This window comes from Pseudomonas sp. EA_65y_Pfl1_P113, assembly GCF_963970525.1.
Lineage (GTDB): Bacteria > Pseudomonadota > Gammaproteobacteria > Pseudomonadales > Pseudomonadaceae > Aquipseudomonas > Aquipseudomonas tritici.
The window spans coordinates 1-489 of sequence record NZ_CAXAQM010000434.1 but is presented as its reverse complement, the minus strand read 5'-3'; the positions used below and the strand labels follow the sequence as shown (position 1 = coordinate 489).

Sequence of the window (489 nt, the reverse complement as noted above, 5' to 3'; positions counted from 1 at the left end):
ATCGTTTCGTCAGCGGCCAGCCGCGCCGCCACCTTGGACAGCGCGGTGTCGGTGAAGGCCGGGATCACGCCGAGGTAGGCGTTGACTGCACCCAGTTCGAGACGGGCCGCGAGCTGCAGCACATCGGCCTGGGTCTTCAGCGTGGCCGCCTGCAGGGCCTGGGCATAGTCGTTCAGGCTTTTCTCGGCCACGGGCTTGCCGCCCAGTGCCTGGATGGTGGCGATCAGCGCATGCAGCAAGTGATGTACCGCAATGGTCAGCTGTGGTTGGCCCTGGATACTGCCTCGGTCGGCAACGGCACCCCGGTGCGCGATGCAGTAGCCTGGTTCGTCCTCAACGTAGCCAATACGGCCCACGGTCCGTCTGCCGGGATTGCGTCTCAGGGCTACATCGCCGGACCCGACAGCTCGCACCTGATCTATCCCGCCCTGGGGGTGAACGCCGACGGCCATGCCGCTATCGTCTTTACCCTGACAGGACCGAACTTCT

At 65.2% G+C, this 489-nt stretch carries 2 protein-coding genes; one reads left to right on the top strand and one right to left on the bottom strand.

From position 1 onward, the window contains the following. On the bottom strand, positions 1 to 239 hold a 239-nt coding region (locus tag AACY52_RS30440; protein ID WP_339561403.1), incomplete at its 3' end, for a ferritin-like domain-containing protein. Between AACY52_RS30440 and AACY52_RS30435 the strand changes: the two genes are divergently transcribed. Beyond that, positions 231 to 489 (top strand): hypothetical protein (locus tag AACY52_RS30435; protein WP_339561402.1); only part of this gene is annotated, 259 nt, incomplete at its 3' end. The two genes, AACY52_RS30440 and AACY52_RS30435, sit on opposite strands and share 9 nt — an antisense overlap.